General features: G+C 59.5%; 22 protein-coding genes, 2 pseudogenes and 1 riboswitch. Of the genes and pseudogenes, 17 read left to right on the forward strand and 7 right to left on the reverse strand.

Annotated elements, in window-relative coordinates; all coding sequences use genetic code 11:
* The first annotated feature begins 29 nt into the window (after nucleotides 1–29).
* Nucleotides 30–791 (forward strand): hydroxymethylpyrimidine/phosphomethylpyrimidine kinase, encoded by a 762-nt coding sequence (locus tag NKH02_RS26565; protein ID WP_352812273.1) that lies wholly within the window; start codon nucleotides 30–32, stop codon nucleotides 789–791.
* Nucleotides 792–812: 21 nt separating this feature from the next.
* Here the strand turns inward: NKH02_RS26565 and NKH02_RS26570 are convergent, their stop codons facing one another.
* Complete coding sequence (locus tag NKH02_RS26570) at nucleotides 813–986, reverse strand: hypothetical protein (RefSeq protein WP_023737084.1); 174 nt, start codon at nucleotides 984–986, stop codon at nucleotides 813–815.
* Nucleotides 987–1,418: 432 nt separating this feature from the next.
* Nucleotides 1,419–1,877, reverse strand: a complete 459-nt coding sequence (locus tag NKH02_RS26575; RefSeq protein ID WP_352882674.1) for a hypothetical protein — start codon at nucleotides 1,875–1,877, stop codon at nucleotides 1,419–1,421.
* 38 nt (nucleotides 1,878–1,915) lie between these two features.
* On the opposite strand from NKH02_RS26575, the gene NKH02_RS26580 reads away from it, so the two are divergent.
* Nucleotides 1,916–2,068, forward strand: a complete 153-nt coding sequence (locus NKH02_RS26580; protein WP_352882676.1) for a hypothetical protein — start codon at nucleotides 1,916–1,918, stop codon at nucleotides 2,066–2,068.
* Nucleotides 2,069–2,348: 280 nt separating this feature from the next.
* On the opposite strand, the gene NKH02_RS26585 is transcribed toward NKH02_RS26580, so the two are convergent.
* Nucleotides 2,349–2,636: a hypothetical protein gene (locus tag NKH02_RS26585; RefSeq protein WP_081726247.1), complete on the reverse strand. Its 288-nt coding sequence runs from the start codon at nucleotides 2,634–2,636 to the stop codon at nucleotides 2,349–2,351.
* 567 nt (nucleotides 2,637–3,203) lie between these two features.
* Nucleotides 3,204–3,518 (reverse strand): hypothetical protein, encoded by a 315-nt coding sequence (locus tag NKH02_RS26590; protein ID WP_352882677.1) that lies wholly within the window; start codon nucleotides 3,516–3,518, stop codon nucleotides 3,204–3,206.
* A gap of 330 nt (nucleotides 3,519–3,848) precedes the next feature.
* Here NKH02_RS26590 and NKH02_RS26595 point away from each other — a divergent pair, with 330 nt between their 5' ends.
* The 3 genes from NKH02_RS26595 to NKH02_RS26605 all read left to right on the forward strand — a co-directional run bounded on the left by NKH02_RS26595 (nucleotide 3,849) and on the right by NKH02_RS26605 (nucleotide 7,229).
* A complete protein-coding gene (locus NKH02_RS26595) occupies nucleotides 3,849–5,504 on the forward strand; it encodes an MFS transporter (RefSeq protein WP_352882678.1) in 1,656 nt (551 codons plus the stop codon).
* Between the two features lie 254 nt (nucleotides 5,505–5,758).
* Nucleotides 5,759–6,538 carry an NAD(P)/FAD-dependent oxidoreductase gene (locus NKH02_RS26600; RefSeq protein WP_352882679.1) on the forward strand — a complete coding sequence of 260 codons (780 nt, stop codon included), beginning with the start codon at nucleotides 5,759–5,761 and terminating at the stop codon, nucleotides 6,536–6,538.
* Nucleotides 6,539–7,037: 499 nt separating this feature from the next.
* Entirely contained in the window at nucleotides 7,038–7,229 is a 192-nt protein-coding gene (locus tag NKH02_RS26605) for a hypothetical protein (RefSeq protein ID WP_023727257.1), read from the forward strand.
* Between the two features lie 176 nt (nucleotides 7,230–7,405).
* On the opposite strand, the gene hemN is transcribed toward NKH02_RS26605, so the two are convergent.
* Complete coding sequence (gene hemN / locus NKH02_RS26610) at nucleotides 7,406–8,767, reverse strand: oxygen-independent coproporphyrinogen III oxidase (protein ID WP_352882680.1); 1,362 nt, start codon at nucleotides 8,765–8,767, stop codon at nucleotides 7,406–7,408.
* Between the two features lie 1,006 nt (nucleotides 8,768–9,773).
* On the opposite strand from hemN, the gene NKH02_RS26615 reads away from it, so the two are divergent.
* The 5 genes and pseudogenes from NKH02_RS26615 to NKH02_RS26635 all read left to right on the forward strand — a co-directional run bounded on the left by NKH02_RS26615 (nucleotide 9,774) and on the right by NKH02_RS26635 (nucleotide 13,148).
* Entirely contained in the window at nucleotides 9,774–10,931 is a 1,158-nt protein-coding gene (locus NKH02_RS26615; RefSeq protein WP_352882681.1) for a porin, read from the forward strand.
* 33 nt (nucleotides 10,932–10,964) lie between these two features.
* Nucleotides 10,965–11,211 (forward strand): annotated as a pseudogene (locus tag NKH02_RS26620) (thiazole synthase); the annotation flags it as partial.
* A pseudogene (locus tag NKH02_RS26625) lies at nucleotides 11,208–11,678 on the forward strand (thiamine phosphate synthase); the annotation flags it as partial. The pseudogenes NKH02_RS26620 and NKH02_RS26625, both read left to right, overlap by 4 nt.
* Nucleotides 11,679–11,779: 101 nt before the next feature.
* On the forward strand, nucleotides 11,780–12,175 hold the full coding sequence (locus NKH02_RS26630) for a bifunctional hydroxymethylpyrimidine kinase/phosphomethylpyrimidine kinase (RefSeq protein ID WP_352882682.1): 396 nt from the start codon (nucleotides 11,780–11,782) through the stop codon (nucleotides 12,173–12,175).
* Nucleotides 12,176–12,626: 451 nt separating this feature from the next.
* On the forward strand, nucleotides 12,627–13,148 hold the full coding sequence (locus NKH02_RS26635; RefSeq protein WP_352882714.1) for a MaoC family dehydratase: 522 nt from the start codon (nucleotides 12,627–12,629) through the stop codon (nucleotides 13,146–13,148).
* Nucleotides 13,149–13,950: 802 nt separating this feature from the next.
* Here NKH02_RS26635 and NKH02_RS26640 read toward each other — a convergent pair.
* Entirely contained in the window at nucleotides 13,951–14,427 is a 477-nt protein-coding gene (locus NKH02_RS26640) for a type II toxin-antitoxin system VapC family toxin (protein WP_352882683.1), read from the reverse strand.
* Nucleotides 14,424–14,726 (reverse strand): hypothetical protein, encoded by a 303-nt coding sequence (locus NKH02_RS26645; protein WP_352882684.1) that lies wholly within the window; start codon nucleotides 14,724–14,726, stop codon nucleotides 14,424–14,426. Before NKH02_RS26645 ends, NKH02_RS26640 begins: the two co-directional genes overlap by 4 nt.
* A gap of 398 nt (nucleotides 14,727–15,124) precedes the next feature.
* On the opposite strand from NKH02_RS26645, the gene NKH02_RS26650 reads away from it, so the two are divergent.
* The 7 genes from NKH02_RS26650 to metE all read left to right on the forward strand — a co-directional run bounded on the left by NKH02_RS26650 (nucleotide 15,125) and on the right by metE (nucleotide 25,482).
* Complete coding sequence (locus NKH02_RS26650) at nucleotides 15,125–15,469, forward strand: recombinase family protein (RefSeq protein WP_352882686.1); 345 nt, start codon at nucleotides 15,125–15,127, stop codon at nucleotides 15,467–15,469.
* Between the two features lie 263 nt (nucleotides 15,470–15,732).
* Nucleotides 15,733–16,053: an ArsR/SmtB family transcription factor gene (locus NKH02_RS26655; protein ID WP_352882687.1), complete on the forward strand. Its 321-nt coding sequence runs from the start codon at nucleotides 15,733–15,735 to the stop codon at nucleotides 16,051–16,053.
* 33 nt (nucleotides 16,054–16,086) lie between these two features.
* Nucleotides 16,087–17,424, forward strand: a complete 1,338-nt coding sequence (gene glyA, locus NKH02_RS26660; protein WP_352882689.1) for a serine hydroxymethyltransferase — start codon at nucleotides 16,087–16,089, stop codon at nucleotides 17,422–17,424.
* Between the two features lie 53 nt (nucleotides 17,425–17,477).
* The gene (metK, locus tag NKH02_RS26665; RefSeq protein ID WP_023812683.1) at nucleotides 17,478–18,650 is read left to right on the forward strand and encodes a methionine adenosyltransferase; all 1,173 of its coding nucleotides are present in this window, start codon (nucleotides 17,478–17,480) and stop codon (nucleotides 18,648–18,650) included.
* A 49-nt stretch (nucleotides 18,651–18,699) separates the two neighbouring features.
* Nucleotides 18,700–19,692 (forward strand): adenosine kinase, encoded by a 993-nt coding sequence (locus NKH02_RS26670; protein ID WP_023812682.1) that lies wholly within the window; start codon nucleotides 18,700–18,702, stop codon nucleotides 19,690–19,692.
* Between the two features lie 878 nt (nucleotides 19,693–20,570).
* Nucleotides 20,571–22,265, forward strand: a complete 1,695-nt coding sequence (locus NKH02_RS26675; protein WP_352882691.1) for an alpha,alpha-trehalose-phosphate synthase (UDP-forming) — start codon at nucleotides 20,571–20,573, stop codon at nucleotides 22,263–22,265.
* 568 nt (nucleotides 22,266–22,833) lie between these two features.
* A riboswitch (cobalamin riboswitch) is annotated at nucleotides 22,834–23,035 on the forward strand.
* 95 nt (nucleotides 23,036–23,130) lie between these two features.
* The gene (gene metE / locus NKH02_RS26680; RefSeq protein WP_352882693.1) at nucleotides 23,131–25,482 is read left to right on the forward strand and encodes a 5-methyltetrahydropteroyltriglutamate--homocysteine S-methyltransferase; all 2,352 of its coding nucleotides are present in this window, start codon (nucleotides 23,131–23,133) and stop codon (nucleotides 25,480–25,482) included.
* The last annotated feature ends 153 nt before the right edge of the window (nucleotides 25,483–25,635 follow it).

Raw genomic sequence — 25,635 nt, forward strand, 5'->3', positions numbered from 1 at the left:
ACGCGAGAATGGATCGAAAAGACAAAGCCATGGCGCTGAGGCGAGAACCGCATGTGCTCGTGGTCGGCGGATCTGACTCCAGCGGTGGGGCTGGAATTGCACGCGATATCGAGACGATCTCTTCCATTGGCGTCCGCACCTGCCTGGCTGTCACAGCGCTGACGGTGCAGACGCACGAAGCCGTGATGAAAATCCATCCTTCGCAGCCCGATCTTGTGGCCAATCAAATGCGCGCCGCGCTGCGGGCCAACAAGGTGGCGGCAATCAAGATCGGCATGCTTTCAACGGCCGAGATCGTCGTAGCCGTCGCGGCTGTGCTCCGCGAAAATCCACAGGTGCCGGCAGTACTCGACCCGGTGCTGGCCTCGACGTCAGGCCGGGCGCTGCTGGACGCAAGGGCCATCGCCGCCATGAAACGCGACCTGATGCCCCTTTGCCGCCTCGTCACACCCAATCTCATCGAGCTGGCGCTTCTTGTTGGCTTAGAGCCAGCGGTTGATGAAGACGGCGCGGTGTGGCAAGGCCAGGAATTGCTGGTGGCCGGGATGCAGGCCCTGCTGATCAAGGGCGGCCACGCGGCGGGACCCCGATCGATCGATATTCTGTTGCGCCCCGATCACGAACCAGTCCGCTTTGACACGCCGCGTCTTGCCGCATCGATGCGCGGGACGGGCTGCATGCTGGCCAGCTCGATTGCGGCACATCTGGCGAAGGCGCAATCAATCGAGTACGCCGTGCGCCAGGGCAAGCTCTTTGTGTTAGAAAAGCTTCGGAAAACCCCAGCCGAATAGCCGTAGAGCCGGCTCAAGCGTTCAGCGGCTGACGCTGAAATGGAAGCCGTAGCCCTCCTGCCCTTTTTTCACAGGGCGTGACGGGATGAGGCCGCTTTGCAGATCGGAATTCAGCGGCGCCGAGACAAGCTGCCCTGCCAGGCCGGGAAAGTAACGGGACTCTTCCTGCGGCGAAGCGCACTGCCAGTCAGGCATGGGGATGCACTTGTGCCTCCTGGCGAGTGTGAGGCCGCAGGAGCGAGCCATTTCAGCGCGGCGGGGGCCGCCGGATCTGGCCCCGCAGTGCTGGAGCAAAGCAAAGGCCGGTTTGAGAGGGTGGGGAGAGAGGGCCGCGCGCCTCTCTTCCCGCTACATAGGAAAGGTGCCGCTAGGCACATCCATGTCGGCGCAGCCGTGCCGCGAAGCGGCCCAAGAAAGAAGAGCGTACAAAACGGAAGCACCGAAATGCCCGCCAGCGGGACCAAGTCAGATCGGTGCAGGAGAAAGACCGTGGCCCTGAGACCGGCTCAACAGGGCGGCCGTAGGAGCATCAGCAACGCGCCGCCGTCAGGCGGGATGCGGAACGGACGGCCCCCGGCGAAGGGCGCCGTTCTCTTTGAGCTGCGACCCTGGTGAGCGCCTTCGTGCCTAAAGCTGTGCCGTCGGGCTAAGCTTCAGCTTCAGATCGTTCTGAAAAGCCGAACATGGTTCGTCGAGGTAACCCTTGAGGGAAGGATCCTTGTCGGGTTCCCTGTTTTTCGACAAAATCGCCCTGCAGAATTTATATTGCGATTTGGCGGCATCGCACTGCTGGGTGTCCGCCTTATAGCAAGCGTGGACCAAAACGGCTCCCACGTAATCATGCTCGACGTTGTTGGAAGAAAGGTGGGTCTGAATGTCTTGGAGAATGGCAACTCCATGGGACATCCCATCTGCTCCGGAGTAGGTCATTACGAGTTGACCGGGTCGTTCAAAGCCGCTTACCGAGCCGCTCCCTGCAACGTTCTCGTAGGTGCCAGACAAATCCGGGGCCGACGTGAATGTCACCTTGAAGGGGTGCCCCAGGCCGACGGGGGTGACATCCGTAAAGTCGGGACCGTAGTACACCGAGAGATACCACTCGCCCTCTGTAAGAGCGTTGGGGCTTGCCCGAGCCCAAGGCGCTGCATGCTCTTGTCGATGACAGTCCGAACGACGTTGGACGTGCCCTGCTGGATGCCTTCGCCGAAGCCGGTCCAGATGAAGGCGCCTACGGCCAACACAGCCACACCCAGCAGGCCGAACCTCGCACCTGTTGACTTCGTTTCACGCCCGGGCTCGATTTCCGGCTGGTCCTGCATCCGCCCCTCGCAACGCTCGTCGGGAACAACTTGGGACCCGATTATGGGCCCCAAGGGATCGGTCAGCAGGCTTCCAGATGAACTTTCTTCATGTGCATTCCTCCTCGACTCAAGGGCACTTGCCGAGCGGAGCCGAACACACGCAGTATGGAGATGATAACCCGATTGCGGCTCAAGTGTCCTCGCATCCCCCGAGGGCGCCACCTGATCTCTCGGGCAACCTTGTTCGGCGCCGCAGTTATTGAGGCGGCCGGCTTGGAAGCAGTTCCTTATGGCCCTCATGCATAAACCAGAGCACCCGTTTGAGATGACTGCGAAGGGCCTTACGGGCGCGGATGGGCTCTTTGACCGGATCGATACCCAGTACATCCAGCGCCATCTCCTCTTCGCTGGCACTGTCGGCGCAAGCGTCCATGAGCTTCAAATAGAGCTCGAAATGCTTGTCATCATATGCGGTTAGGCTTTCCGACCAGGGGACTTCCGTTGCAATGGTTGGATCAGGCGTTGGGCGCGATCTGCTTTTCATCCATGTCTCGCTTTGGCGATGAACCAGGCCCCCGTTCCAATTCAGAATATCTCCATCTAGCGCACTTTCAACAGTTCTCGGCCTTCTTCGGACAGTGCCCAATCGTTGCATATGGTCGTGGGTTCCAAATTGGCGCGCGGCTGCTCGCGACCAATACATCCTCAACTTGGCGAGGCGATGTAACGCCCGGCGGAACCAGAATGGCGCGGCTATTGAGCATCGCCGATTGGACCGAACCTCTTATTTTAGCTTCGCGGTAATCTTGTCTGGATGCTTGCAAGCGTCCATCATGCCGCCGTACATGCTTAAGGATCTCGCCCATCACCGTACGAGCAGCAAACATTTCCAAACTCGATCTTGTAACTTGAGGCTTTGCGTTACTGCATAGCTGCATTGCACAATATGTGTTTGCGCATTGCGCAAATTTTAACGATTAAGCTTACAGCTGATGCACGCGATGGTTTCCTCCCATTCCATCGTACCAGCTGTTCCCCTCTGAAGGTTTTGACTTTAACCTAAAGGGCCTCGGTTTTCCGATGGCCCTTTTTTTTGGCGGTCGCCACGTCGTCAATTGCAACGCGGCGCGATCGCCGGTTCAGCCATCAGACTTTGGAACCATTTCTGCCCGGCCAATCCTCCCGACAAAAGTCTGATCTTCACCAGCCTTCTACGGGCAAGCGTTCGCGCCAGGAGTTCAAAGCCGCGTCCGTAACATTCGACAATGAAAGCCAATGTCATCAGGTCGAGCAGAAACTCGTCAATCGCATGTGTGAGCGCATCAGACTTTTGTCCGAACTGAAGGAGCAGGGCGCGGGCGTCTTCGATCGCGGCGTGGCAATCGTCTGCGTCAAGCAGGGAATTGATCCTGTCAAAGATCTGCAAGCGTCCTCACTTTTCGGAAGCCACACTCAGCATCGAACGCCGCTGATGAGTGAGTTTCCAACAAAAGAACAGGGTAACGTTTCGCGAAAAATCGCTCGGCAGCGCGTCGAACGAGCATGATGCCTCAAATGACATGTGATTTCCGGCTCACCAACATGTCGTCGAAGGCGAGTGAGCCGGCCCATTTCTGCGTCCCGGCCGCCTGACAACTGGTCAGGAGGAACTGTGGCCACATTCGTCGTAGGCAAATGGGCCATCTATTCTTAAGCCGCCACGGTTCAGCCTAGATTACATGGGAAGCGACAATAACGGAAAGAAAAGGTTCGCAAAATGAGTAGGGTGGCTGGATCAAACGAAGATTTGGCTGCACCAACGACCTTTGGGCCACTTCTGCAGCCCACCTTTCGCTCGATCTGGCTCGCCACGCAGGTTTCAAGCCTCGGCTGGTTGATGCAGACTGTCGCCATCAGCTGGCTGATGGCAACGATCTCGACTTCCGATCTGATGGTCGCGTTGGTTCAGGCTTCATCGAACCTGCCCGCTTTCGTCTTGTCCGTTTTTGCCGGAGCTCTCGCCGACAATTTCAGCCGGCGCAGGGTCATGTTCGCCGGTCGGTGCCTTATGGTGACTGCCTCCGCGATGCTGACCGCATCGGTGGCGCTGGGCTTTGTCAGTCCGTGGATGATCCTCGGCTTCAGCTTCTTGATCGCAAGCGGCGGTGCTCTCAATGATCCGGCCTGGCAAGCGTCGGTTGGCGATATTGTGGATCGACGAGATGTTCCCGCTGCCGTCACCCTGCTTTCTGTTGGATTCAATACCGTCCGGACTGTGGGCCCGGCGCTCGGCGGCATTGTAGTTGCCTCGTTTGGCCTTATGGCGGCATTCGCGGTGACCACGCTCACCTATTTCGTACCCTTGGCCACTATTTGGCGCTGCAAGTGGAAGGTTCGTTCTTCCCCTCTTCCACGCGAGTCGATGAGGACGGCGATCTATGACGGGCTGCGCTTCACGGCGATGTCATCGGAAATCAAGGCCGCGATCGCGCGCGGAACCCTCTTTGGCTTGGCGAGCATCGCCATACTCGCGCTGCTGCCGGTGGTTGTCCGCGATCAGCTGGGAGGAGGCCCGCTCGCCTATGGCGCGCTCATGGCCGGCTTCGGGACAGGAGCCGTCTTCGCTGGCCTCTCCAACAGCCTGTTCAGACGGAGCTTGTCGCAGGAGCGGCTGATGAGGCTCTCCTGCGTCGCCTGCGCGGCGTGCTCACTTTCCCTGGCACTGACAACTTCGATCGGGGTGGCGGCAATTGCACTCGCTTTGGGCGGCGCGGGTTGGGTCACCGCCTGGTCAGGGGTCGGTGTGAGCGTGCAGCTGGCAAGCCCGCGCTGGGTCGTGGGGCGCACCATCTCGATCTACTATGCTTTGATAGATGGTGGCATCGCGCTCGGCAGCTGGGTGTGGGGCACGGTGGCCGAAAACCATTCGTTGACCTGGGCGCTAGAGGGTTCCGCTGGAGCCCTGTTGATCGTCGCTGCAGCCGGCGTTCTCTTTCCGCTTCGCGAGCGCCGCGACTCCGAGCCCGATCCCTTGGAGGAATTCGATGCCCCGGCTGTCTCTCTCAATTTGAAGCCGAGGAGCGGCCCGATCGTGGTCAAGGTCGAATACCTGATAGCCGAGAGAAATCTCGAGGCTTTCCTCGACCTCATGCGGCAGCGGCGTCATGTACACAGCCGGGTCGGTGCTCGGAATTGGACGCTCCAGCGGAACTTGCAGAAGCCTATGCATTGGACGGAAACGTTCCGCACGCCGACCTGGACGGACTACCTTCGCCTCAATCATCGTCTGACGGAAGTGGACAAGGAACTGGACGAGCGTGTCTTCCAGTTGCACGCGGGAGAGGAAGTGCCTCAGATGACACTTTCCATCGAGCGACCGACAAGCTCGGCCCGCAAGCCCGAGCACGCAGCTTTTCGCCATCCCCGTCATTGAAGCCCGGCCGGCACAGAAAACGCGATTCTTGTCTATCGCGCTCAAACCGGTGCGGGAGACGGACAATCCACCAAAATTCGATGATGGGTGGCAGAGAAGAACCCCAGGCTGAGAGTGCGACCGATCGGTCCCCACGGTGAAGCGGAGCCTGGCTACAGCGGCACGCGACTATTGCCGCGTGTCACCTTTTGAATTTAAAGTCTTCCTCAGTCCGCCTCGCTGATCCGGGCCAACGCTATCTTGAGGTTGGCATTTTGTCCCGCCAGCTCGCTGAGACGATCACGTTCGGCGGCGACCACATCCGGACTGGCGTTGGCAACGATGCACCCGCGCGGAGCGTGCTGTTGCTGGAAGCAGGAAGGCATGATCGGCCAAAGCCGGGAGAGGTGCTGCCGGCAGTAGCGAATGGGCTGCTGCGTCAGCTTGGTGTCTGGACGCCGTTCGCCGAGGCCGGCTTCGTTGAAAATCGTGCGCTTGTTTCGGTGTGGGCCAATGAAGTTCCCAGCGAGCGGCACGGCATGTTTTCCGCTCAAGGTGCCGGCTGGCAGCTCGACCGGACGCGATTCGACCGGCTGATGGTGCAGGCGGCCAAGGCGGCAGGTGTGGACACGCGGTTTGGCTCGGCCGTGGGTTCGGCAGTGCGCGACGATCAAGGCTGGCTGCTCAAGCTGGCCGATGAAGCTATCGTTGCCCGCGCCGTGGTTTGGGCGACCGGTCGCAGTTGGAGGCTGGCGCGATGTTTCGGCGCCAAGCTCACCATGCACGGACATCTTGCCGCCTACACACGCTTTTTCGACCGCGCACCGGGCGATTGCAGCATGGTCGTCGAGGCGCGTTCCGAAGGCTGGTGGTACAGCGCCGACTTGCGCGTGCCTCACCGATCCGGATCTGGGCAGCGAACTGCGCAAAGCCGGACATTGGTACCAAGCTTTAGCCGCAACGCAGTCCATCGCGCCGCTCGTGCCGCCCAACGCAATCGAGACCGCCAGCATGATCAAGGCGGCGGGAACCGCAATCGATCCCGCCGCCGGTGACCGCTGGGTCGCGGCGGGCGACTGCCTGTTCTGTGCCGATCCACTGTCATCACGCGGGATCGTGCATGCACTCCGCTCAGGGATCCTGGCGGCCTACGCGGCATCGGACATGCTGGACGGGCGTGGCGATTCGCCTGCGCCCGCTATGCAAAATCGCCACATGCGGCTTTGCCGATTAGCTCCCAGCACTGGCTGCCCACTATGCAGCCGCCGCGCGATGGGACACGCCTTTCTCGCAGCGGCGGCGCAGCCATGTCTTCCACGCGTCTAGCATCGAAGGAGGGAGGTCAGAGGTGGTCTCGGGACGGGGTGCTCGGCATTTATGAACCGACCGAGCGCCAGCGAGTGGTCGTCGGCGGGCTTAATGGCGGCATCAGGTCAGGGAACTCGGCCTCCATGATCATCTCCGATTTAATTCAAATTTGTCTGTATATATTGACGATTGCACTACCTTCACCTCGTAGACGGCAATGCGGGCGGGTAGAGAGGGTTCTATGATATGACAAGCGATTTTTCCGCCGCCCGAGTGCATTTAGATCGAGCGTATGACTACCTTTGTGGGGATGACCCGATGAGTCAAAGGGGCCGCGAAGCCTTGGACCTGCTAATTGAGGCGGTTGCCGTCGAAGAGTTCAAGCAGCCACGCCAAAGCGCTGAGGTGCTAAGGTTTCCGATCGGGCGCCGCTGCTGAGGTAATCTCCACGGCCGCCATGTAGCCTCGCGGGTGAGGCGCTCACGGCAGGGACTCGCCGCCCCGTGAGGGCCGGGAACGAACGCATTGGCAAACGGAAAGCCCACTTGCCAGACCAGCGCCCGGCCGGCGTGGCAAGTAGGCCGGCGGTTCCAAGCGGAGACATTGATGCCGGACTATGTCGTGCTTTGCATCGCATTAAGCTGCTGCGGGATATACGTAACGCCATCCCTAAAAACATCGAATGCGGCAGCGACAGCGCGAATCCCAAAGCGATGCTCCCGCCGTACGCGGACAAAACCGTTCTCGAAGTCCACTATCCCGTCCTTGGCCAGCATGGCCAAGCGCTCAGCCGAATCGCGAAGACGGATCGGATCAGATCCGTGGGCGACACAGATTGCCGGCACGTCAGCCTCGAAATCGCACATTAATCGCTCGATAATTGCGGCTCGCACGCGGTCGTCGTCTGTGAGGCGATGGCCCTTCGATGTAGCCAGTCGGCCAGCTGCGATGTGCTGGATGTAGGAATCCCGTGTAACTTCGTTTTGAACGTATCCCTGGCCGATGCGGCCGATAGCCGACGCGCCGAAACCGATCAGGGTTCTGCAGGTATCCGCCGAGTAGCCCAACGAGTTACGTCGCAGGTGACCTGTTTCCTGTGCCAGCGCGAGCTCGTCGTCCGGCAAGGCGAAATGGTCGAGCCCGATCTGTCGGTAGCCGGCGGCAATCAGCGTCACGGCGACAGCCGCATACTGTTCAGCGCGGGCAGCGCTGTCGGGAAGAAATTCCGCCTCGATGAGGCGCTGATTCTTTACTTGGGATGGGATGTGCGAGTAGCCGAACAAGGCAAGCCGGTCGGGGCGCATGGCGACCGCCGCCCTCACTGTTTCGACGCACGACTCCAACGTTTGACGCGGCAGGCCGTAGATGAGGTCGAAGTTGATGCGGCTTACTCCATGCCGGCGCAGCACTTCCACGGCAGCCGACGTCTGGGCCTCGCTCTGGATTCGGTTGATCGCTTTTTGAACAATGGGATCGAAGCTCTGTACGCCCAGGCTCGCGCGGTTCACGCCGGCCGCTCCCAAGCCTTCCGCCATCTCGGGCGTGAGTGTTCGTGGATCGATCTCGATGGCGACCGTAGCTGTTTTCGAGATGGCGAAGCGGCATCGCAGGAACTCCATCAGAGCGAGGAACTCGGCTGGTCCGATGAGAGACGGCGTTCCGCCGCCGAAATGTATGTCGCTCACGGGCAACGTCTTCGGCACTCGCTCCGAAACCAGACGGATCTCGTCACGCAGCGCCGCCAGATAGTTGAGGATGGGCGCATCACGGCGGGTGATGGTGGTTGGGAAGCCGCAATACCAGCAGGCTGATCGGCAGAACGGAACGTGCAGGTAGAGTGACACCGGATCATCAGCCGGCAGGTTCCTGAGCCATTCCTCATAAGCCTCGGCGCCGACCGCCCCAGAGAACTCCGACACAGGCGGATAGATAGTGTACCAAGGCAGCCGGGCCTCTCGAAATTTCGTGGTCTGCAACGGTCACCGTCCCATGCTGATAACATCCAACCTTACCGCTGCGCTGGCCTGCGTCTTTGCGCTATGTCAGTCCGTCCCGCTTTGGGCTCGAAATTTTTTAGCAATGGGCGCCGTTCAGTCTTGGCTGGACAGCGATGGTCTGAGCGCACTCGGTCAGCGACTGACGATGGTGTTCCCGCCGAAACCCTCACGCGCACCGTTTTGTTCCAGCGTCCCTTCCCTTCATCTGCGCGTGGGAGACTCTTCTGAGCGCAGATGCCGCATCCGATGAGACAATACGGTGTTGGGTCCAGACTTTGCACGCCAGCTACGCCGCCCACAATGATCTCTGCCGTCTCGATGAGCTCGTTGTGTGAATTGCTGGCAAGAAGCATTAGCTGTGGCGCGCCGCTTTCAGGACGAGAACCTGCTCGACGCGACCGTCAGGTCCGCCGCAATGCCAAGGCTGGCGCCTACTGACTCAGTGGTGCAAGGCTGCGGCGCGTGGTTATCGACCATCAGCTCGCCAAAGTGACGGCGTCGTACCGAGCGGTGGCCGCCAGATGATGCCTCAACGGCGGGGCTCACAGCAAACAATGCCGTCGCCATTAAGCCAAACTGTCGCGAAGCGAACAGACGAACCGTAGCCGAAACGTTTGCCGTTCCTGCTTGGGTGGATCCGCAAGGCAAAGAGAAGGAAGCGCAAACCAAGGTCCGCCCGCACATTTGAGCTTCAAGCCGCAGCTGGGTCGTCAGGGTGGCACGTCATTTGCAGTAGTACCCTTTGTGAGGCCCGCCGCTGAGGTGAAAAGGGTGATTGTACAAAAATGTTGTATGACCGTCTGGGAGTGATAACTACTTGATATATGTGACAACAAATCTCAATCACATTTTAAATTCTCCTGAGCATTTGCACGACAGGTGCAGCAACACTCCTATAATTCAGCTTGATGCGCTATCAATCGTTTGCTTGGCAAAAATCATTTATCGGTCTCGATTCCTTTTACTATTTAGACGGAGGTCAACAATGACCATTGGGAGCCTCCTCCTCGGCTCAACTGCGGCACTGATCGCCGTTTCCGACGCTCGCGCGGTGACCATCGTCGCCGAGCCTGACCCGACTGAGTACGCCAAGATCTGCGACGTCTACGGCTCGGGCTACGTCTACATTTCAGGCACCGAGACCTGCCTGCGCATCGGCGGCTATCTTAGCTACTACGTGGGCTTGGGCGATGTCGGATTGTTTTACCACGCAAGAACCTCAGATGTGAGGACTGGTGAGGATCAGGGTGCATGGCAAAACAACACGCGCTTCACACTGAAAGCTTGGACCGGCCAGGAGACCGAACTCGGCACGTTGAAGACCTACACCGAAACCCGCGTGAATTTCGGTAACCGCCACACTTCGGTTTCGGACAGTTCTCGGTCCTATGCCTTCAACGGAGACAGCATCTTGACTTTCGCCTGGATTCAGCTTGGTGGCCTCCGAGTTGGTAAGGACTGGTCGGCCTTCGACATGTTTATTGGCGGCGCGGGTGACGTACTCAACCAGACGCCGGTTCCGCACGGCGCTTTGGATACCAATGTGGTCCAGTACTACTTCGACGCCGCGAACGGCTTTTCGGCCGTGGTTTCGCTCGAAGAAGGCTCAGGCGTGGTCGGCACAATCGACAACTACGCTCCGCACATAGTCGGCGGCTTGAAATACACACATGGCTGGGGAGGGATCACCGGCGTTGCTGGTTATGATAGCAACTACGAATCGGTAGCCGTCAAGGTCCGTGTCGACATCAATGTCACCGACGAACTGTTGCTGTTCGGAATGTTCGGCTACGGTTCCAATGGCAAGCTCAACGACGACTCCATGAACGCGATCGACGCTCATGGTCGCGGCTTCTATAAGATCTGGGGCGGGAACTGGGCTTTCTGGGCTGGCGCCGCTTACGAGCTCAACGAGACAACTTCGTTCAACCTTCAGCTCTCGGGTGATCAGCTCAAGAACTATGGTGCCGCTGCGAACGTCGCCTATGCGCTTCTTCCAGATTTCACAGTTACGGCTGAACTCGACTATGACCGCTACGGAGGCTCCGCCGTCGGAAAGGTGAAAGCTTCCGAAGTGAACTGGGCCAATGCCAACAAGAAGAGCAGTGTCGGCGGCATCCTGCGTTTCGAACGCTCATTCTAATGCGATGAAGCGTTGAGCTCCGAGGTCCAGTTGATGCGCGGACATTTCCCCTACATTCCGTTTGATTGTGGATGCGTGGCTCGGACGGCCGTCGTACGCGGCGACGTCATGGAGTTCGGGTTCGACGCCGTGCTCCTGAACACGGCGGTCCCGAGGGCGGCCGATCCGGTCGGCATGGCGCGTGCGTTCGGCAAGGGCGGTCGATGCCATTCGTGAAGCTAGCACTGGAATGCTCGAACCGCGCTACTCACCGACGGTCGGCAGGGCTGTCTTCTCATGAAGGCTCGATCCCTTCTATCTGAATTTCGACGTGCCGGCTGGGTTGACGGGCTGGCGCCGCTCGGCGTGAGTCTGCTGCAGCTCCGGATAAAGGATATGGACGAGAAAGGACTGCAGACGGAAATCCGCCGCGCGAACGACGCCTGCGCGGTCCATGGTTGCCAAGTGAGCGTCAACGACAATTGGCGCACGGCAATCGAGGAAGGCTGCGACTTCGTCCATCTTGGTCAAAAGGATTTGGCTGCCGCCGATGCTGACGATTAAATACGCCGGATTGAAGCTCGGCCTTTCGATCCACGATCACACCGAACTGGAAACGGCGCCAGTGGCCGAGCCGGAGTATGTGGCGCTCGGCCCATCTATCCAACTAGCCTGAAGCAGATGAAATGGGCGCCGCAAGGGCTCAAGCGGATCAGCGAGTGGAAGCACCAGGTCGCGCCGATCCCATTGGTCTCCATCGGCGGCCTCAACCTGACCGGCTCGAAGGCGTTTTTCGAGGCTGGCGCGGAAAGCGCAGCCGTGGTCACCGACTTTGCGCTGAACGACGCCCCAGAAGCGCGCACGCGAGAATGGATCGAAAGACAGAACAATGGCGCTGGGGCGAGAACCGCATCTGCTCGTTGTTGTCGGGTCAGATTCCCGCGGTGGGGCTGGAATTGCCCGCGAGATCGAGACGATCGCTTGCCTTGACGTGCGCACCTGCCTTTGCTGTCAGCGCGCTGACGGTGCAAACCCAGGAAGACGCCTTGGAAATCCAAGTTACGCAACCCGGTCTGGTGACGGATCAAATGCGCGCTGCGCTTCAAGCTATCAGAGTGGCCGGCACCAAGGTTGGCATGCTCGCAACGGCTGAGATCATCGTCGCTGCGGTTGCCGCTGTGCTGCGCGAATATCGGGCGCATCGCTGGCTTCCACGTCAGGCCGAGCGCTTCTTGAAGCAAGCGCCATCCCGCATCATGAAGTAGCATCTGATGCCGCTTTGCCGTGTCGACACCCAATGTCATTGAACTGGCGCTTCTTGCCGGCTCAGAGCTAGCGGCCAATGAGGTCGGCGCGCTTCAAGAAGGACCACAAGCCACCCCGTCTGCTGGACTACTCCTCCACCATTCGAGACACGGATGGTTCCTATCCAGACAATTGATTTTATCAATCTGCGACAATACCGCATAGCGGCGCCGGCGGAATGATCATCCGTAGCAAGACGAGCTGCTTTCGGCGGCTTGCAGGACGCGCACCGCGACCGATTACAAGCCGGCTCGTCTGCAGCCATGTTCGGATCGGCCGCATCGGTGCGCCGAATGAGATTGCCGGCGGAACGCTCTATTCGTGCAGCTGTGACGGCAGTCATCTCACCGGGGCCATCCTGCCGATGGATGGCCGGCAGTCGGTGCAGCATTGGCTGACACTGTTCACGGAATGAAGCCGTCGCGCTTCGGACGGTTGAAATGGAGGACATGCGTGGAACCGATCAGTCTCGACGAACTTCTGGCCAGCGTCGGCAAGGAAGTCGGCGTGTCGCCGTGGCGGGTGGTCTCGCAGCGGATGATCGACCAGTTCGCCGAGGCCACCGATGACCACCAGTTCATCCACTGCGATCCGGAGCGCGCCAAGCGCGAGACGCCGTTCGGCGGCACCATCGCACATGGCTTCCTGTCGCTTTCGCTTTTGTCGGCGATGACTTTCGAGACCATGCGGCCGCTCGAAAACTGCAAGATGGGTGTCAACTATGGCTTCGAATCGCTGCGCTTCCTGGCGCCGGTGAAAACCGGATCGCGCATCCGCACCCGTTTCGTACTGGCCGACGTCAAGGTCAGGCCGTCGGGCTGGGTGCAGACGGCGCTGGGCGTGACGATTGAGATCGAGGGCTCGAAAAAGCCGGCGCTGACCGCGCGCTGGTTGACGCTGACGCTGATCAAACGCCAGCCGGAGGCGGCCTGAATTGCTCAACGAGCGTCAGCAGAGACGATCTTCACGTGCCGGGGCGATGTAGGCGACCAGTGCGCACCGATCGACAACGCGGCCACGGGGGTCGGCTAGATAGAGTGGCAGGAATGCCTAATCGGGGCTCCGTCTCGGAAGGGGCGTCGATGTATCGGAAGCGCTTCGGCTTTCGGCGCTGCATTCCTTTTTCACGAAGGTCCATGCAGAATTCCCGACCACGGGGTCGAAAGATCGGCTTGTGATCGGAGTGGGCAGATCCTCCCCCACTGAATCTGCCAATAGGGTGTTATCGAGTCAACCGGGTCGAACTTGAGGTCGCGGGTGTCGCTGATCGGCTGCTCGTCGAGCTCGAGAGCTGCCAGCTAAAGGCAGAACACGGCGATGCCAAGAGCTCCGCAGTTGATGTGGACGCCCAGAGCTGGAAGTACAGACCGACGAGTTCCCGGCGGGCGAACTTGCCATTGGTAGCGCGCCAGACCAGTCGCGAGAAAGCCTCGATAGAAGGCCCCCGAGCCGCACGCGGGATCGACTACAGTGGCGTTTGGCGAGAAGCCTTCGAAGACGAGATCGAGTGTAAGATGGACGAGCTCGACACGCGTATCGCGCAGTCCCTGCGATCGCGCCTTGTCCGCGGCGCTCGTGCGTGCGAACTGTTGGTAGATCGAGCTGACTAGATGAACCGGGATGGCATTAAAGCGGAACTGGAAGAGACGTCCCTGGCCGAACTAAGCAAGATCAATCCAGCCATCGCTAAAGGTAGGCGAACACGAGACGTTCGGACTCCGTGCCGCTGAAATCCTCAAATTGAATCGGCCGGACCGTTGGAGCTATCATCACCCGCTTGGCTTCCAGAGCTACGGAGCGGGTTGATTATCTGAACGTCCTCGAAGTCCTTTTCATTGTCGGTCACTACGACACACTCGTTGGCTTCGGCTACAGCGGCAATGATTGTGTCTAGGGCGCTCCGCGAACGGCCTCTGGCTTTGCCGTTGGCCATCAGCCGCGCCCACACGAGGCCGGCTTTCTCGTCGAACGATAGCACTCGGCCAGCGAACAGCGCTTGCGGGCCTTCGGAGCCCTCGAACCAAGTTTCAAGGCTGCGGCGCTTTTTCCCCTTCGGCTTCTCTAGGATGCCTCGGCGAATTTCGGCGACAGTAAGCGAAGCAATGAAGAGGTCTTCGTCCTTCTGCGCGCCCATCCAGGCCAGCAACGAGCCCGAAGGCTCCGGCTTTATGACGTTGCTGATGATATTGGTATCAAGAAGGTAGCGCGTCACAGGTCGATCTTGCGCCCCTCTTCGCGCGGCCGGCTGAGGTCGAGATTGGAGCCAACCAGAGGCGAGCGACGCAACGCGGCGAGAATGCTGCCCACTTTCGGTGGCTCACCCGCCATGGCTTGCTGTATGGTCCGACGAAGCTGTCGGGCATCCGGCCCGCTCTCCGTTAATTTTCGGGCAAGAGTTCGCAGTAGATCGCGGTCTGCGTCGAACGCCTGGATCTCGAACCGCGCGATGCCGCGCTCAGCCAGGCGAGAGCGATAATTCTCGATGGCTCTCTTCTGTGCAGTGTTGCCCATCGCGTGCCTCCGTTCTCTATCCGGATATATAGCCATGGCTTTTTCGGAGCACAAGGTGCCCCGTCATCGGCCAGCACTGGCTCCTGCGCGACGCGCGTTATTGATCACAAAGAATTTCCATCTTGTCGAAGCACTGTGACTTGGCATCCTTGTCGCGAAAAGGAGTATTTCGCGCCAGGACAGGAACGCGATCATAGCGCGCCGAAACGTGCAACAGCCGAAAAGCTTCGTGTGGTCGCCGGCGCGGCCCGCGAATCGGCTGTGCCTGCGTCGCCGAAGCCCGATCGACGCTTCGTCAATCTGGTCCGGCCGCTGGCGCGACAGGCCGCACGGGATTTCGTTCAAGCCGAAACGGCTAGCCAGACGCGAGACCGCGTCCCGGAGTAAGGGGCCGCCTCATGAAGGTCGCGCTTGGCGCTCGCTACTCAACTGACAATCACCGAGACGCCTCGATCGAGCATCAGTTGCGGCTCTGCTGCTTGCGTGCTGAAAAGCGAGGCTGGACAGTCGTCCACAGCAATACCCACCGCGCGATCTGCGGCGCGTCGCTGTTGCGTCCCGGCCTTCAGGAGCTGATCAGCGATGCGATGCAGGGCAAATTCCTGATCGTGCTCGCAGAGGCGATGGATCGCCTGACCATGACCGCTGCAAACCGGGAGCAGGCCAGGCTGGGCAAACGTTGCAACAGATCCTTCAAGGTAATTCATAGACTCTTAGCAACTTCGGCTCGCTGTGAATGGTAGGCTTATTGCAACGTCTGAGGTCAGTGGTTCCAAACCGTGGCCCCGCTTATCTTCGACTGGCCCAACTGCTTGCAGGTTCGGCTAAAGGCAGGAAGAGCGCCCATTTGTTTGTTGGACACAGGATATCGACGGTCGTCACGGCCACCGAGATTTGTCCGGTCGTTGGACAACCTTCGAAATCTGCAGCTTCTGTGGAGACGCGAAATGAGAAATTCGGTAGGACTTGGTCATGAGCCATGATGACACTGGTTAGTCGCCTACGCATGGCAGCGCATCCAGACCGCCTTCGAATCCTGGGCCTTTGTGCGCATGCGGACCTAACTGTCTGCGAGCTAGCGGAGATTCTGGGCGTGTGTCGAGAGCGGGTTGCGCGACACGTCCGGCTGCTCGCCAGAGCCGACTTTCTTTGCTGCAACGAACAGCCTCCGTGGCGCTCGTACCATCTCAACGCAGGATCCAACGACGGCGGGCTGGTTCAATTATTGGTCGATCTCCTGCCCCATCGCGACGGCTATCATAAACAGGACCTGCAGCGGCTCGAAGCGGTACGAGACACGCGGCCGAAGGGGACCGCGTGCTCGTGAAATAGGTCAATCCAATTGGAGCGCGAAGCTACCATGGACAACTCCGCAGACGGTGCGATCGCACAGCCCGACACCCACGGGCGGTCTTCCTTGGCCGCGGTTGATTGCCGCGTTCACGAGCTGCTTCTGAGACAGGAGCGGCAGGAGCGGACGACCCTCAAGCTCATCGCCTCAGAGAACTTTGCGTCCTCGGCCGTGCTGGAAGCGAACGGCTCGATTTTCACGAACAAGTACGCCGAGGGGTACCCCGGTGCGCGCTACTACGCTGGAAACGAGATCGTTGATGAGCTTGAGAATCTAGCCATTGAGCGCCTGAAAACACTATTTGGCAGCGAGCATGCCAACGTCCAGCCTTATTCCGGCTCGCCGGCCAACCAGGCTGTCTATCGTGCGCTTTTGAGTCCCGGTGACAAAGTCATGGGCTTGCCCCTTCCGGAAGGGGGCCATCTGACTCATGGTTGGGCCATCAACTTTTCCGGTACTGACTATCAACGCGTGCCCTATGGGTTGGATGAAACGACACAGCAGATTGACTATGACCGCTTGCGCGAGACAGCCAAGCGGGAACGGCCGCGGCTCATTTGGGTCGGCGGAACTGCTTACCCGCGTGTCTTTGACTACGCGGCAATGGCAGAAATTGCCCTGGAAGCGAACTCCTATCTCGTAGCCGACATTGCGCACATCAGCGGCCTGATTGCCGCGGGAGCGCACCCGAATCCCGTGGGCCATTGCGACGTGGTCAGCAGCACGTCCCACAAGTCGATCCGCGGTCCCCGCGGTGGCTTCATTTTGTCAAGGAACGAAGATCGCTATCAGGCCCTGTATCATACAAAGAGCAAATACAATCTCGCCAGACGAATAGACCGGGCGGTCTTCCCTCACCTGCAAGGCGGGCCTCACATGAATGCCATCGCTGCGCTAGCGGTTGCCTTGCACGAAGCCGCGAACCCGTCCTTCCGAAGCTACGGCCAACAGACGGTCAAGAACGCCAAGGCTCTGGCACATGCACTGCTTGAGCGAGGTCATGACCTGGTGACCGGGGGGACGGACAATCACATGCTGATCCTTGATCTTCGCAATCGGCCACTATCGGGCAAGGCCTATGCCGAGCGACTAGCAAAGGCAGGAATCATCACAAACTTTAATATGGTGCCTGGCGACCCGCGGGATCCGGCGGTCACAAGCGGAATTCGCCTGGGGGCACCAGCAGTGACGTCAATGGGCATGCGCGATGTGGAAATGGAGCAAATTGCTGGCTTCATTGACTCCGTCCTCCAGCGGCCAGACGACGAAGATTTCCATGCCTGCGTGCGAAGAGACGTTGCCGACTTGTGCGCTGCGTTCGAGGTCCCGGGCATCTCCGACAAGTAAGGTGGGCCAAGCAAAATGCCCATACCACATCCAACACCCGAAGCGAGGTATTCATGGCTAGGCAGTTCGTGTTCTCTTCCGAATCGGTTGGCGCGGGGCACCCGGATAAGTTGGCCGACAACATCTCGGATGCCATCCTCGACGCCATCCTCCGCACAGATCCCAAGGCGCGCGTCGCCTGTGAAGCGTTGGTAAAATCAGGGATAGTCGTTCTGGCTGGCGAGATTACCAGCGATGCCCAGGTGGATTACAGCCAAGTTGCGCGCGATACGATTCTCGACATTGGGTACGACGACGAGGCCGTCGGCTTCGACGGCCGGCGTTGCTCCGTCGTCCATGCCCTCACCGAGCAGTCGCCCGACATCAGCCAAGGCGTTGACGAGGGAAGAGGGCAAGACCTCCAGCAGGGAGCGGGAGATCAGGGCCTCATGTTCGGCTACGCATGCCGCGAAACCGATACCCTGATGCCTTTGCCGATCCAGCTCGCTCATCGCTTGACGAAACGGCAGGCGTATGTCCGGAAGGCACAGCTTGGCTGGTTGCGTCCTGACATGAAATCCCAAGTCTCAGTGCGCTATGAGGGGTTGCGCCCGGTCGCCCTGGATACCATCGTCGTGTCGACGCAACATGACGAGCAGGTCTCGCAAGAGACTGTCCGCGAGGGCGTCATTGAGGAAATCATAAAGCCTGTCCTGCCGACCCACCTGGAGACGGAAGGCATCAGAATTCTGGTCAACCCGACGGGGCGGTTCGTAGTCGGCGGGCCGCGCGGCGACTGCGGTCTCACTGGACGCAAGATCATCGTCGATTCCTATGGCGGGATGGGTCGTCATGGCGGCGGCGCCTTCTCGGGCAAGGACCCGTCCAAGGTTGACCGCTCGGCTGCCTATGCGGCCCGCTATGTCGCAAAGAACATCGTCGCCAGCGGACTTGCGGACGTGTGCGAGGTGCAGCTTGCTTACGCAATCGGCGTGGCCAGTCCGGTTTCCGTCATGGTCAACACGTTCGGGACAGCCAGGGTTGAGGAAAGCAGGATCGAGCGCCTCATTCTTGAGTTGTTCGATCTCAGACCGAAAGGCATTATCAAGATGCTTGATCTCTTGCGCCCTATATACCGCAATACAGCCACCTATGGCCATTTCGGCCGTGAAGAGCCTGATTTCACCTGGGAGAAGACAGACAGGGCGGACGAATTGCGTCGCGAGGCAGGACTAGCCGCCCCGTGAAGCCGCCGGCGAGCGAATTGGCAAGCGGAAAGCCCAAGCGGAGACATTGATGCCGGATTATGACGTGCTTTGCATCGGCAATGCCATTGTCGACATCATCGCCCAGTGCGACGACGCTTTTCTGGTGACCAACGGCATCATCAAGGGTGCCATGAACCTCATCGATACCAAGCGCGCCGAGCTGCTCTACAGCCACATGGGGCCGGCGATCGAGGCCTCCGGTGGCAGCGCCGGCAACACGGCGGCCGGCGTCGCCAGCTTCGGCGGCCGCGCCGCCTTCTTCGGCAAGGTGTCCAACGATGCGCTGGGCGAAATCTATGCGCACGACATCCATGCGCAGGGCGTTGCCTTCGACACCAGGCCGCTCGAGGGCGAGCCGCCGACGGCGCGCTCGATGATCTTCGTCACCCCGGACGGCGAGCGCTCGATGAACACCTATCTCGGCGCCTGCGTCGAGCTTGGGCCGGAGGATGTCGAGGCCGACAAGGCGTCTGGCGCCAAGGTCACCTATTTTGAGGGCTATCTGTGGGACCCGCCGCGCGCCAAGGAGGCGATCCGGCAGACGGCGAAGCTCGCGCACGAGGCCGGGCGCGAAGTCTCGATGACACTGTCGGATTCGTTTTGCGTTGACCGCTACCGCGACGAGTTCCTCGATCTGATGCGCTCGGGCACGGTCGACATCGTCTTTGCCAACAGCGACGAGATCAAGTCGCTCTACCAGACCTCGTCCTTCGACGAAGCGGTGGCGCAGATCCGCAAGGACTGCAAGATCGCCGCCGTCACACGCTCGGAAAAAGGCTCGGTTATCGTGCGCGGCGACGAGACCGTGGTCATCCATGCGACCGCCATCAAGGAGCTGGTCGACACGACGGGCGCCGGCGATCTCTACGCCGCCGGTTTCCTGCATGGCTACACGCAGGGCCGCGACCTCAAGACCTGCGGCGACCTTGGCTCGCTGGCGGCCGGCCTGGTGATCCAGCAGATCGGCCCAAGGCCAAGGCAGAATTTGCGCCGCGAGGCGGAACGGGCTGGGTTGCTGTAGATGCGCGGGCAACTAACCAGCCGCCCTACTGACGCGATCATCGCAGTGGCGGAACTGTGTCAAAGCTCGCTGATAGCGACAGCCATTCGCTTCGGAGAACTGACCGATTCTGCTGCCGTGAAGCTCGCTGGAAGAGCGGTGCAAGGCGGGCTTGCCTTGACGGCATTCACCGTCATCGAGATCGCCACCGGCATTTTCCAGAAGCTCAGCTTGGGGAAGGCCAGTAAGGTTCCTGAGGTAACGGAGAACTCGCGGCGTCCGTCGGAGCACTTGACTTGCGATCACGTCCCACGATGCCGAATGCGGGCAGACTGGTTCGCCATTGGTATGGGACCAGCGGAATTGGCAGCAGGGCTTCATCTTCGTCAATCTCGACGAGGCGCCGGATGTGGAGCCCGGCATTCGCGGATGTCAGGAAGTGCTCGCCTGGCTGGTATTCACATCGCGGTCTGGCTTCCACGATTTTGGGATCGTCGAGGGCAACGAGGAAGGGATTCAAAAACCGGCCCTGACGGGCGGAAAGGGACTATCCCGCCCTCTCCGATCTCCGTGTCAAAACTCTTCGGCAGACGCAGGATCGCATCACGGGGCCCGGCAGCCTTGGCGGCAGCGACATAGTTTCAGTTCATTTCAACAGGTGCTGGCATCTACTGGGTGTATCTCTTATCCGAACAATCCAACAATTACCGCAAGCACGGTCCGCTCGATCGGGTCGCCAGCTATTTTCGCGATAAGCCGGTTCTTGAGGGCGCCGAAGCCGAAACGCGACAATCGGTCGCCATTTGCTCTGACGCTCGTCAGATTCTCGTCAGCAGGGGGTGTGCCAATCTGGGAATGCCAGTTGCTCCATCATGGGGAATATTCAACGGAGGCATGAAATGGACGCATTGAACAACGCCAACTCGCCGCGCCGGAACCTCACATGGCAAACTGGGGCTGTTCACGAACTAATCGCTTTTGAACAACCCCTGAGAGACTTGCCACAGGAGCGAGAACAACAAGCCGAAGTTGGCCCGTCCCGTCCTGTTGTCTCAGCCGCAGACCAGCGCTTCAACACGGCGGCCCAGCAGCCACATAGGAGTCTTATCGCAATTTCCAACCGCGGTGCGACTGTCAATTCTGATCAGCCCAAGACAGGCGGGCTTTCGGCGGCCCTGGAGTGCGTCGTGGAGCGTTCCGGCGCGGTCTGGGTAGGTTTTTCCGAGCATCTGGGCGACGGGGATAAGCAACAGGTGCCCGTCGTGCAGCGTGGCAAAGGTCAAATCGGGTGGCTTGATGGGCCGGCAGCGGACTATTCTCGGTACTATCAAGGTTTTGCAAATTCAATATTGTGGCCGGCGCTCCACTCGCTGCCGGACCGGATCTCAGGCTCGGAAGAGGATTATAAAAGTTATCGCGACGTCAATGCCTTCATGGCGCGCGCGGTGTCCGAATTGGGAGATAACGCAGTCTACTGGGTTCATGACTACCATTTCCTGCCGCTCGGCGCTGATTTGCACAGACTCGGCATTGACCGGCCGATCGGCCATTTCCTGCATACGCCATGGCCCGAGTCTGACATGATGGAGCGCGTGCCCAATTCTGGCGAGCTAATGAAATGTATGCTCGAGTATGATCTGCTCGGTTTCCAGACCGACCGTGATGTGAGCAATTTCCTCGCCTGTGTCCAATCTCATTTGGGGCTGGAGAGCAAGAACGGGGTCGTTTTCTCGGACCATGGCCAGACGCAATGCCAAAATTTTCCTATAGGTATCGATCCGAAGCTATTCGAACAGTGTGCCGCAGATTCGCTTGAGGCGCAGAAAGCCTACATTTCGCAGTTGAAACTTGGCGGAGCAAAGCTAGTTATCGGCGTCGATCGGCTCGACTACACCAAGGGCATCGACAATCGGATTAAAGCTTTCGATCTGCTGGCAGTCGAGCCGCAACGTGTCTCGCTCTTGCAAATCGCAACTCCCTCACGTGGCGACATCCAAGCGTACAGCGAATATCGGCGCGACGTCGAAAGACTCGTCAATCAAGTCAACAACCGGCATGGCACGGACGAGTGGATGCCGATTATCTATGAGAACAGGTCGTTCACCCAAGCTGAGATAGCGGGTCTTTACAGAGCCGCGCGTGTTTGCGTTGTGACGCCGTTGCGCGATGGCATGAATCTTGTGGCGAAAGAATACATTGCTGCACAAGATCCGAGCGACCCTGGCGTTCTGGTGTTATCGAAGTTTGCCGGCGCGGCCGAAGACTTCGGCGAGGACGCCCTGCTGGTAAATCCGAGGCTCTCCGACGAGATAGCTACCGCGATCTCAAGAGCGGCCAGCATGCCGCGCGAAGAACGCATCCAACGCTGGCGGAGGATGATGGACAAACTTGAAGCGTATACGATCCACCATTGGTCAGCGGACTTCGTTCGGCAACTGGACAGCAGCCGGGTTACGGTCCCTGCGGATCACTTCCACTATGTTGGCTTGGGCTGGATCAGCGAGGCCCAAATGCCTTCGTATCGGACCGAGCCAGAATTGCACACCGCGCTGACGCGTGCACTGGATAAAAACTGGGTCCTGCCGATCGTATGATGCAGAATATGAAGCACGCGAGCTTTGCCTGCATTTGCGCATCCCTCAATGCCGAGCGCTTGGAGAGAGAGATACTTATACTGACCGCCTGAATGCGGCTTAAGCGGCTTATCGGGACCACAGTCGGGCTTTGCATCAGACCCTTGAGCCAGGCTCCGTCAGTGTGGTCTCTTGCCGCCGAGCGGAGTCATCACGATTGCCTAGTCACCCGTGATGACGACTGGCGTGCCAATTCCCCTCGGACCACGGTTTGGCGCTCACTCCGAGAAAACCGCTTCTACCACGCACGCACGGCTTGCGGCCGCATCGTTAAACATCGCCACCAATGCGATCTTCTGCATTCTAATGACGTTGTCACGCGCTTGAAGTCTTGTCCGAAATCCTTCATCGGCGACCTGCGAGGGATGTCGCAGCCCGACAGGGATCCATTAGTTGGACAATGGTGGCAGCGGAGCAGCGCCGCCAATGGGCGACTGAATATTTCACAATGTTAGACAAGCATAAAAGCGAAATCACATAACGACATAAACATTTCGTTATGCGTCATTGACAAAAGAGCGGACTGCTGTGATTGTCTGCGTGTCGTGGTTCTCGCGTGCGGCGCTGCCGCAGCGGAGCTAAGAGGGAAGCCGGTGCAATGCCGGCGCTGCCCCCGCAACTGTTAGCGGCGAGCCAACCCCACTCATGTCACTGAGGCGAATACCCTCAGGAAGACGGGTAGAGGCTATGACCCCGCGAGCCAGGAGACCTGCCACGGCGAATTACGTCCACGGGCGGGGTGTCTCGGTGGCCGCTGCGAGCCGGCGTTCGTGCCGGTCTGCTAGCGCCTTCCTTGTCATCGGCGCCCCAACCATCGGGGTATGACATGACTGACTCTCAGGAAATTCCTGTAGCAACGCTCGGCGTGCCGCGCTTCGGTCGTCGGCGAGAACTGAAATTCGCGCTTGAAAGCTACTGGTCCGGAACATCGTCCGCTGGCGACCTTCTCACGACGTCGAAGGCGCTCCGTGCCGCTAGCTGGGAAGAGCAGCGCGATCGCGGCGTGTCGAAAATCCCGTCGAACGACTTCTCGCTTTACGACCATGTGCTCGACACCGCAGCCATGGTCGGGGCCGTTCCATCCCGTTACGGCTGGAATAGCGGCGAGGTCCCACTTGACATCTACTTCGCAATGGCGCGCGGCAACCAGGGTCAGACGGAGGATTGTGGACACGCTGGTCACCAGGAGGAGGCTCATGGACCTGGTGTAACCGCGATGGAAATGACCAAGTGGTTTGACACCAACTACCACTACATTGTGCCGGAACTCGATGATGATCAGACGTTCGCACTCTCTTCATCGAAGCCGGTCGATTACTTCCTCGAGGCTAAAGCTCTCGGCATTCACACACGCCCAGTCATCCTTGGACCCATCACCTTCCTCAAGCTGGCGAAATCGCCTGCCGAGGGGTTCGGTCCCATCGCGCTCCTACCGCGGCTGCTGCCCGTTTACGAGCAAGTCCTGCAGAAGCTGAAGCTGTCGGGAGCCGACTGGGTGCAGATCGATGAGCCAGCGCTTGTCCTCGATCTGAACCCGAACGAACGAGCTGCGTTCGAATTCGCCTATGGCCAGCTGTCGAAAGCCGCGCCCGAGCTGAAGATCATGCTGGCTACGTATTTCGGGTCGCTGGGAGACAATCTCGAAACCGCGGTTTCTCTGCCCCTGGCCGGGCTGCATATTGATCTCGTGCGCGCTCCCGAGCAGCTGGAAACGGTGGGTCGGCTCGCTCCGAAGGATCTGGTGCTCTCGCTTGGCTTGATCGATGGCCGCAACGTCTGGCGTGGGAACCTGCCCGCCATTCTCGACCGCATCAAACCGATCGTCGCCGGCTGGCCCTTGGACCGCGTCGAGATCGCGCCTTCTTGCTCGATGCTGCATGTGCCGATTGATCTGCGCATGGAGACGGAACTCGACGCCGACATCAGGTCGTGGCTCGCCTTCGCGGCCCAGAAGACCGACGAGCTGGTCTTGCTGGCCCGGGCCCTGTCCCAAGGCAGGGATGCGGTGGCAGCCGCGTTGAAAGCGTCTGCCGAGGCTGCCGCCACGCGCGTGACATCCACGAGGATCCATGACCCGCTTGTTCAGGGGCGGATCGCTAGCATTGAGGACAGCGCGAAGCGACGAGAGAGCGCTTTTGGCGAGCGCTCCAGAGTCCAAGCCGGCTCACTCGGGCTGCCGCCGTTCCCGACGACGACCATCGGGTCCTTCCCGCAGACGCCGCAGGTACGCAAGGCGCGGGCCGCTCATGCGAAGGGCCAGCTGAGCTATGTCGACTATGAGACGTTCCTGAAGAAGGAGATCGAGGCTGCAATTCGCTGGCAGGAAGAGATCGGGCTGGACGTGCTGGTGCACGGTGAGTTCGAGCGAAACGACATGGTACAGCATTTCGGCGAGCAGTTGTCCGGCTTCGCGCTCACCCAGCATGCCTGGGTACAAAGCTATGGGTCGCGCTACGTGCGTCCCCCCATCATTTTCGGCGACGTATCGAGGCGCAATCCGATGACAGTGCGCTGGTGGCAATTCGCCCAGTCGCTTACGGAAAAGCCCGTGAAGGGAATGCTCACAGGCCCAGTCACCATTCTCAACTGGTCTTTTGTTCGCGACGACGTACCCCGCTCCGAAGCCTGCCGCCAGATCGCGCTCGCCATCCGCGACGAAGTGACGGATCTCGAAAGATCCGGCGCAAGGATGGTCCAGATCGATGAGGCCGCGTTTCGCGAAGGATTGCCACTGCGCCAATCTGACTGGAAAGTCTATCTCGACTGGGCTGTCGAATGTTTCCGGATCGCTTCAACGGGTGTAAAGGACGCGACTCAAATTCATACCCACATGTGCTATTCGGAGTTCAACGAGATCATTCACGCGATTGCTGGAATGGATGCGGATGTCATTTCGATTGAGACGTCGCGCTCGAAGATGGAACTGTTGGACGCCTTCACGAGCTCCAAATATCCGAACGAAATCGGTCCCGGCGTCTATGATATTCACTCACCACGCGTCCCGGAAGTCGGCGAGATTTCGGACTTAGTCATGCTTGCCCGCGAGCGACTGTCCGACGGCCAACTGTGGATAAACCCGGACTGTGGCCTCAAAACACGCAAATGGGAGGAGGTCCGCCCTGCCCTCATGAACATGGTCGCTGCAGCACGCGCGCTCCGGCAGAAAGTGCAGGCGTAAGGCTTCTCTTCCTCACCGTGTGGGGAGTTGCCGGCTGGCGGATGTCGGCCGGGAATATGCCAAACCGATCACACTCTTGAAAATAAGCCACACGGCGAAAATGTGCAATTTTCCTTCGGCACGTGTCCTCATCCCGCAGAAATATAAATGTGA

This window comes from Mesorhizobium sp. M1396, from assembly GCF_040317725.1.
Classification (GTDB): Bacteria; Pseudomonadota; Alphaproteobacteria; order Rhizobiales; family Rhizobiaceae; genus Mesorhizobium.